Source organism: Pseudomonas sp. P5_B2 (genome assembly GCF_056400445.1).
Genome location: NZ_JBFULH010000209.1, coordinates 1 through 7,176, shown reverse-complemented (window position 1 = coordinate 7,176; position 7,176 = coordinate 1). Strand labels below are relative to the sequence as shown.

Sequence of the window (7,176 nt, the reverse complement as noted above, 5' to 3'; positions counted from 1 at the left end):
GTGTAACAGTCAACGAATATGTTGAATGTTATGGCCCATTCGCGAGCAAGCCCGCTCCCACATTTGTTATGCGCTGTTATTTAAAGCCCAGCTGACGCCAGCCTTCGTACACGGCAACCGCGACGGTGTTTGACAGGTTCAGGCTGCGGCAGCCTTCACGCATCGGCAAGCGCAGGCGTTGTTCGCCGGGCAGGGCGTCGAGCACTTCAGCCGGCAGGCCGCGGCTTTCCGGGCCGAACAGGAAGGCATCGCCCTCGGCGAAACTGGCATCGTGGAACGGTCGCGAGCCCTTGGTGGTGAAAGCGAACAACCGGGGATGGCCAAGGCTCTCCAGGCAACTGGCGAGATCGGCGTGGCGTTGCAGGGTGGCATACTCGTGGTAGTCGAGGCCGGCCCGCCGCAGGCGCTTGTCATCCATCTCGAAGCCCAGCGGCTCGATCAAATGCAGGTGGCAGCCACTGTTGGCACACAGCCTGATAACGTTGCCGGTATTCGGCGGAATTTCTGGTTGAAAAAGGATGAYGTGAAACATGCACGGCTCCGAAGGTAAAGATGACGGGCATTCTACGCCGCCAAAGGACCCTCGTTCGAAACTATTCCCGCGAGTGCTCGGCTCACTGGCGATTGTCGGGATGATGGTGGGGCTGATGATCGGTCGCCTGACCGCGCCTGATCCAACTGTTTTGCAGCAAATCGAGGTCACAAGCGACGGATTGGTGGTGTGGTTCAACAACGAACCCAAGAGCCACGGCGAGTTTGTGGATGGTAGCCTCGCATTGCTGTTCGAGGCTGAAGGAAATGCGCAGAAAGGTCAGCTCAAGCTCAACGACAAGAGCGTCAACTGGCGGGTGCGTTTGAGTGATGGGGGGTTGTTGCTGTCGGTGGTAGCGGCCCGGCCACTGCAAGGCGAATGGGCCGGTAGTGAGGTTGATGACCGCTGGCGGCTGGAGATCCATCTCCGGTAGCAATAAAAGAGGGAATCCCCGGCCTGCCTGTACCAAGGCTCCCAAAACGGCGGGGCTCACGCATTGCGATGTGAGCCCGGTGTAAAGAAGGAACCCCTGACCTGCCTGTATCAAGGGCCCCAAAACAGGGTGGGCTCGTCGCGTGAGCGGTGTGAGCCCGATGTAAAGAGGGGAATCCCCGGCCTGCCTGTACCAAGGTCCCCGAAACCGGGTAGTGAACTGAATCACTGAATGGACTATTGCAGGGGGCGTGCCATGTTTTAACAACTTGGTACAAAAAACGCGCTAAAACGCCAGAGGCCCCGTATTTCGGGGCTTTCGTGTTTTTTCATTAGGGGTTCGATTGCGAATGCAGGCAGGGTATTGAATGTGCATTTGTGCGCGATTGCGGTTCACGGTGCATTCAGTCGGTGCACGAAGCTCAAAATGTGGGAGCGGCGGTGCGACGATTTCGACTTGCTCGCGAAAGCGGTGGGTCAGTCAAATCTTTATTGGATGTGCTGGCCCATTCGCGAGCAAGCCCGCTCCCACATTGGTCCTATGTCAGCCGCAAAAGACGGGCTTGGCACTAAACCTGTGGGAGCGGGCTTGCCCGCGATTGGATCTGACAGTCAGCAGAAAACTAACAGCTACTTAGCTCTCATCCCCCTCTTCATCATCCCCGCCATCCACTTTCATCCCCAATTCCTTGATCTTGCGCGTCAGGGTATTACGCCCCCAACCCAGCAAGACCGCAGCATCGCGACGGCGGCCGGCGGTGTGTTTGAGTGCAGTCTCGATCATAATCCGCTCGAAAGCCGGCACAGCGCTGTCCAGCAGGCTCGACTGCCCACGCGCCAACGCTTGATCGGCCCACTGGCGCAGCGCTTGCTCCCAGTTGGTCACCGGGGCCGAATCCTGTGGCAGGCTCAGCAGCTCTGGCGGCAGGTCACTGATGTGCACTTCGCGACCCGAAGCCATCACCGTGATCCAGCGGCAGGTGTTCTCCAGCTGGCGCACGTTGCCGCCCCACGGCAGGTTCTTCAGGTATTCCTCGGTTTCGCTTTTCAGCAACTTCGGCTCGACCGCCAGTTCTTGCGCGGCACGGGCAAGGAAGTGCTTGGCCAGGGTCGGGATGTCTTCGCGACGGTCCGACAGGCGCGGAATGTGGATGCGGATCACGTTGAGGCGGTGGAACAAGTCTTCACGGAATTTCCCGGCGTGCACCAGGGTTTCCAGGTTCTGGTGCGTTGCGGCAATGATGCGCACATCGACCTTCACCGGCACATGGCCGCCAACGCGATAGAACTCGCCGTCGGCCAATACCCGCAACAAACGGGTTTGCGTATCGGCCGGCATGTCGCCGATTTCGTCAAGGAACAGCGTGCCGCCGTCCGCCTGTTCGAATCGTCCACGACGCAGGTTGGCGGCGCCGGTGAATGCGCCTTTCTCATGGCCGAACAGCTCGGATTCCATCAAGTCTTTTGGAATCGCCGCCATGTTCAGGGCGATGAACGGCGACGCCGCCCGTGGGCTGTGACGGTGCAGGGCGTGGGCCACCAGCTCTTTGCCGGTCCCGGATTCGCCATTGATCAGCACGGTGATGTTGGAGTGGCTCAAGCGCCCGATGGCGCGAAACACTTCCTGCATCGCCGGTGCTTCACCGATGATTTCCGGCGTACGGGTCAGAGCGACCGGGACTTCCAGGCCTTGCTGCTCCTGGGCGTGCTGGTTAGCGCGCTTGACCAGAGAGACCGCTTCATCGACATCGAACGGCTTGGGCAGGTATTCAAACGCGCCACCCTGATAGGACGCGACAGCGCTGTCCAGGTCGGAGTGAGCCGTCATGATGATGACCGGCAACCTCGGGTGCTGTTCGCGAATCCGTGCCAAAAGCTCCAGGCCGCTGGCGCCCGGCATGCGGATGTCAGAGATGATCACGTCGGGCTGCTGGCGCGCCAGGCGGCTCATCACGCCATCGGCGCTGTCGAAGCTTTGCGTGGTCATGCCTTCCTGCTGCAAGGCTTTTTCCAGGACCCAACGGATAGAACGGTCGTCATCGACGATCCACACGGTTTCACTACGGCTCATGTCGATGTGGCTCCTTGTTCCAGGGGCAGAAAGATCGAGAAAGTGGTGTGGCCTGGGTGGCTGTCACATTCGATCAAGCCCTGGTGCTGGCTGATGATGTTCTGGGTAATGGCCAAGCCCAGTCCGGTACCGTCCGGACGACCGCTGACCATGGGGAAGAAAATGGTTTCCTGGAGTTCTGCAGGAATGCCTGGACCGTTGTCGATGATTTCGATCTTGGTCACCAGGCGATGGCGCACGTGGCCGATGGTGAATTGGCGCATGGCGCGGGTACGCAGGCTGATGCGACCCAGGCGCAGTTCGTTCTGGCTGCTGATGGCTTGCATCGCGTTGCGCACGATGTTCAGTACCGCCTGAATCATTTGTTCGCGGTCGATCAACACGTCGGGAATGCTGGGGTCGTAGTCGCGCACCAAGGTGATGCAGCCCTGGCTTTCCGCTGACACCAGTTGGCAGACACGTTCCAGCACCTCGTGGATGTTGCACATGGCCAGCGACGGCAACTTGTTCGAGCCGAGCATGCGGTCGACGAGGTTTCGCAGGCGGTCGGCTTCTTCAATGATTACGTTGGTGTAATCGCGCAAGCTTTCTTCCGGCAGCTCGCGGGCGAGCAATTGTGCGGCGCCACGAATCCCACCCAGCGGATTCTTGATCTCGTGGGCGAGACCGCGCACCAGCATCTTGCTGGTTTCCTGCTTCGACAACTGCGCCTCTTCCTTGGTGATCCGCAGCAAACGGTCACGGGGATGGACTTCCAGCAACAGCATCGTGCCGCCGTTGACCAGGATCGGTGTTACCGCGTAGTCGACGGTCAGGGTCTGGCCGGTGAGGGCGGTGAGCATTGCTTCGCGCTTGGTGAACGGGTGCGCGTGCTCGACTGCCTGACGCAGGGAGTTCAGCGCTTCGGTGGATTCGGTGAACAACTCGCTGATGAACTGCCCGTGGCTGCGCTGACCGCTGATGGCCAGCAGCATCTCTGCCGCCGGGTTCATGTACTCAAGGCGCAATTCGGCGTCGAGCAGAATGGTAGCGGTGGTCAAGTTGTCGAGTAATAGTCGATGCAGTGCGTCGCTGATGGTCATTAGGACCTCTTTTGGAGCAGGGCATGCGCGTGAATAACGCGCCGATACAAGGAAAATGCAAAAACCAAACCAAGGCTCCGAAAAGAAGCGTTTAAGGCCTGAAACGGACGTTTCACGCTCGTTTGCGTCGCGTTCTGCCAGTTTTCGCGGGTACTTTCGAACCAAAATGGGTTGCGGTATGGGTACGGTGCAACCTATCGCACCAATGTAGTGCGCAAAGCTGAACGACGTTAGAACAAACGCGAGAAAGGATGTTTCTGCTCTTGCGGTGTATCTGTGAGCGGGTATTCCGGTCGTGACCGTAGTCGACGCTCAACGGGCGGATTGTGACTGCCACGGTCGATGTTTACTCGGCAGCCACAGCCTCATCGCTTATGCACCCTTTGCAAAGTGAACGTCACGGTTGGACTTTGCTGAAGGACGTTCTCGCCATTGATCACCTGCACCGCCAGGTTGTGTTCGCCACGGTCGATGTTCACCAGTTGCAGGATGGGCACATTGCTCGACTGCCCGTACGGTTGGCCATCGAGCAGCAATCGCAACAGGTGCGGCGCTTGCAAACGAGGCTTGATCAGGACGCTGACGGTGAAGGTGCCGTTGTTGGCACGCAGGGCTTCCCCGGTGGGCAGTCCAGTCAGCTGCAGCACCTCATAGGCGCTGTGTGACGGCTCATGAAGGGGGCTTTCGGAGGAGGGGGTGGGAGGTGGCAGGGTTTCTACGCTATTCAGCGGCGGCAACTCAACCGGCTGTGTCGGCACGCCATCGGGTGGTTGATTGCTGTAGGCGGTGTTGCCATCGGCGTCGGTGTATTTATAGATCTGCGCTGCGGCGGGCAGGGCGATCAGCAGCCACATCAGAAGGAAACCACGACGCATAAAATCGACCGGAAACGAAAGCGTTGGGGTGCAGCATAGGTCAGGGAACAGGGTTGGCCCAAGGCGTTAACATTTGGGCATGAATTACCAAACTCCCGCAAACACCCCAAAACCCTGTGGGAGCGAGACCGGCTTGCCGGCGAAGGCGGTGTGTCAGCAACATCTATTTTGAATGAGAAACCGCATTCGCGAGCAAGCCCGCTCCCACAATGGATATTCATTGGGTGTGAAAACGCCTGCACAAAAAAGGCCTTCCGAAGAAGGCCTCTTTTTTGTCACGCCGCGTGCCGCAGCGCTACCGGATCAGCAGCTGTAGTACAGCTCATATTCCAGTGGGTGTACGAAGGTACGAACCTTGATTTCTTCTTCGCTTTTCAGAGCGATGTAAGCGTCGATGAAGTCGTCGCTGAAAACGCCGCCTTTGGTCAGGAACGCACGACCTTTATCCAGCTCTTCCAGGGCTTCTTTCAGGCTGCCGCAAACTTGTGGGATCTCTTTCGCCTCTTCAGGCGGCAGGTCGTACAGGTTTTTGTCAGCTGCGTCGCCAGGGTGGATCTTGTTCTGGATACCGTCCAGGCCAGCCATTACCAAGGCTGCGAAGGCCAGGTACGGGTTGGCTGCCGGATCCGGGAAGCGAGCTTCGATACGGCGAGCGCGAGGGCTGGACACGTAAGGAATACGGATCGAAGCGGAACGGTTGCGAGCCGAGTAGGCCAGCATTACTGGAGCTTCGAAACCTGGGACCAGACGCTTGTAGGAGTTGGTCGACGGGTTGGTGAAGCCGTTCAGGGCCTTACCGTGCTTGATGATGCCGCCGATGAAGTACAGAGCGGTGTCGGACAGGCCGGCATAGCCTTCGCCAGCGAAGGTGTTCTTGCCATCTTTGGCGATGGACAGGTGAACGTGCATACCCGAGCCGTTGTCGCCGTACAGAGGCTTAGGCATGAAGGTCGCGGTGCGGCCGTAAGCGACAGCTACGTTGTGTACGCAGTACTTCAGGGTCTGAACTTCGTCAGCCTTGGCAACCAGGGTGTTGAACTTCACGCCGATTTCGTTCTGGCCGGCAGTCGCCACTTCGTGGTGGTGAACTTCGATGACCAGGCCCATTTCTTCCATGGCGTTGCACATGGAGGTACGGATTTCGTGGTCATGGTCGAACGGTGGAACCGGGAAGTAGCCGCCTTTGATGCCTGGACGGTGACCGTGGTTGCCGCCTTCGATGTCCTGGTCGGACATCCACGAACCTTGTTCGGAGAAGATTTTGAACATCGAGCCGGAGATGTCGGACTTGAACTTCACTTGATCGAAGATGAAGAATTCTGGCTCTGGACCTACGAATACGGTGTCGCCGATACCGGTCGACTTCAGGTATTCCTCGGCGCGGTGGGCGATGGCGCGTGGGTCACGGTCATAGCCTTGCATGGTCGAAGGATCGATCACGTTGCAGACCAGAATCAGCGTTGGGTCTTCGGTGAACGGGTCGAGGACGGCAGTGCTGTCGTCCGGCAGCAAGATCATGTCGGAGGCTTCGATGCCTTTCCAGCCAGCGATGGAGGAGCCGTCGAACATTTTGCCTTCTTCGAAGAAAGCGTCATCCAGCGCATCGCGAGCCGGCATGGTCACGTGGTGCTGAGTGCCTTTGGTGTCCGTGAAGCGCAGATCAATCCATTTGACGTCATGATCTTTGATGAGTTGAACCGACTTCGACATAGTGTCCTCCGGGTGGCTTCGGGCTTAGTAGTGGATGCCCTTGGAATGTGGGTGATGCCGGCGCGAATACTCTGCCAAGGCAACCTGCCTCACAAGGGAGCAAATTGCATGCCAGTGCCCCACCATGGATTTTTTGCCCCAATTTCACGCTTATAAAGGTACAAACGATTTTTAGACGGGAAATCGCGCCCTACAATGTTGCGCAAGATTCCGTAAATGACCTGTTTTGGTGCGCGCAAAACCTTCTGCATATTAACTGGTTAAACCTTGAGCAATTTCCGCTATAATCCGCGCCCCCCTTTTTCGGCTGGCCCAGCGCGCGCTGTTTTCATGAAACTAATCGTAAAAGTCTTTCCAGAGATCACCATCAAGAGCCGCCCGGTACGGATGCGTTTCATCCGCCAATTGGCCAAAAACATCCGCACCGTGCTCCGTGATCTGGACCCGGCCGTGGTGGTGAACGGTGTGTGGGAC

Annotated in this window: 7 protein-coding genes; 2 read left to right on the top strand and 5 right to left on the bottom strand. The window is 58.1% G+C overall.

Features of this window, described 5'->3' with window-relative positions; all coding sequences use genetic code 11:
- Nucleotides 1–76 precede the first annotated feature (76 nt).
- Entirely contained in the window at nt 77–532 is a 456-nt protein-coding gene (locus AC1DRJ_RS16080) for a tRNA (cytidine(34)-2'-O)-methyltransferase (protein ID WP_477803030.1), read from the bottom strand.
- On the opposite strand from AC1DRJ_RS16080, the gene AC1DRJ_RS16075 reads away from it, so the two are divergent.
- The gene (locus AC1DRJ_RS16075; RefSeq protein ID WP_477803029.1) at nt 531–965 is read left to right on the top strand and encodes a hypothetical protein; all 435 of its coding nucleotides are present in this window, start codon (nt 531–533) and stop codon (nt 963–965) included. The two genes, AC1DRJ_RS16080 and AC1DRJ_RS16075, sit on opposite strands and share 2 nt — an antisense overlap.
- Before the next feature lie 633 nt (nt 966–1,598).
- Here the strand turns inward: AC1DRJ_RS16075 and ntrC are convergent.
- From ntrC to glnA, 4 genes are all read right to left on the bottom strand, one after another.
- Nucleotides 1,599–3,035, bottom strand: coding sequence for a nitrogen regulation protein NR(I) (ntrC, locus tag AC1DRJ_RS16070; RefSeq protein WP_007949021.1), 1,437 nt, complete (start codon nt 3,033–3,035; stop codon nt 1,599–1,601).
- Nucleotides 3,032–4,117 (bottom strand): nitrogen regulation protein NR(II), encoded by a 1,086-nt coding sequence (gene glnL / locus AC1DRJ_RS16065; protein ID WP_477803028.1) that lies wholly within the window; start codon nt 4,115–4,117, stop codon nt 3,032–3,034. The genes ntrC and glnL overlap by 4 nt, the downstream gene beginning before the upstream one ends.
- Before the next feature lie 365 nt (nt 4,118–4,482).
- The gene (locus AC1DRJ_RS16060; protein WP_477803027.1) at nt 4,483–4,992 is read right to left on the bottom strand and encodes a DUF4124 domain-containing protein; all 510 of its coding nucleotides are present in this window, start codon (nt 4,990–4,992) and stop codon (nt 4,483–4,485) included.
- Nucleotides 4,993–5,295: 303 nt separating this feature from the next.
- Nucleotides 5,296–6,702, bottom strand: coding sequence for a type I glutamate--ammonia ligase (glnA, locus tag AC1DRJ_RS16055; RefSeq protein ID WP_477803026.1), 1,407 nt, complete (start codon nt 6,700–6,702; stop codon nt 5,296–5,298).
- Between the two features lie 330 nt (nt 6,703–7,032).
- Here glnA and AC1DRJ_RS16050 point away from each other — a divergent pair.
- Nucleotides 7,033–7,176: hypothetical protein (locus AC1DRJ_RS16050; RefSeq protein ID WP_477803031.1), on the top strand; the 144-nt coding region annotated here is incomplete at its 3' end.

Excerpts from the sequence above, each read along its gene's own strand:
- AC1DRJ_RS16075 (WP_477803029.1), top strand. The coding sequence starts at position 531 with ATGCACGGCTCCGAAGGTAAAGATGACGGGCATTCTACGCCGCCAAAG.
- ntrC (WP_007949021.1), bottom strand. The coding sequence starts at position 3,035 with ATGAGCCGTAGTGAAACCGTGTGGATCGTCGATGACGACCGTTCTATC.
- glnL (WP_477803028.1), bottom strand. The coding sequence starts at position 4,117 with ATGACCATCAGCGACGCACTGCATCGACTATTACTCGACAACTTGACC.
- AC1DRJ_RS16060 (WP_477803027.1), bottom strand. The coding sequence starts at position 4,992 with ATGCGTCGTGGTTTCCTTCTGATGTGGCTGCTGATCGCCCTGCCCGCC.
- glnA (WP_477803026.1), bottom strand. The coding sequence starts at position 6,702 with ATGTCGAAGTCGGTTCAACTCATCAAAGATCATGACGTCAAATGGATT.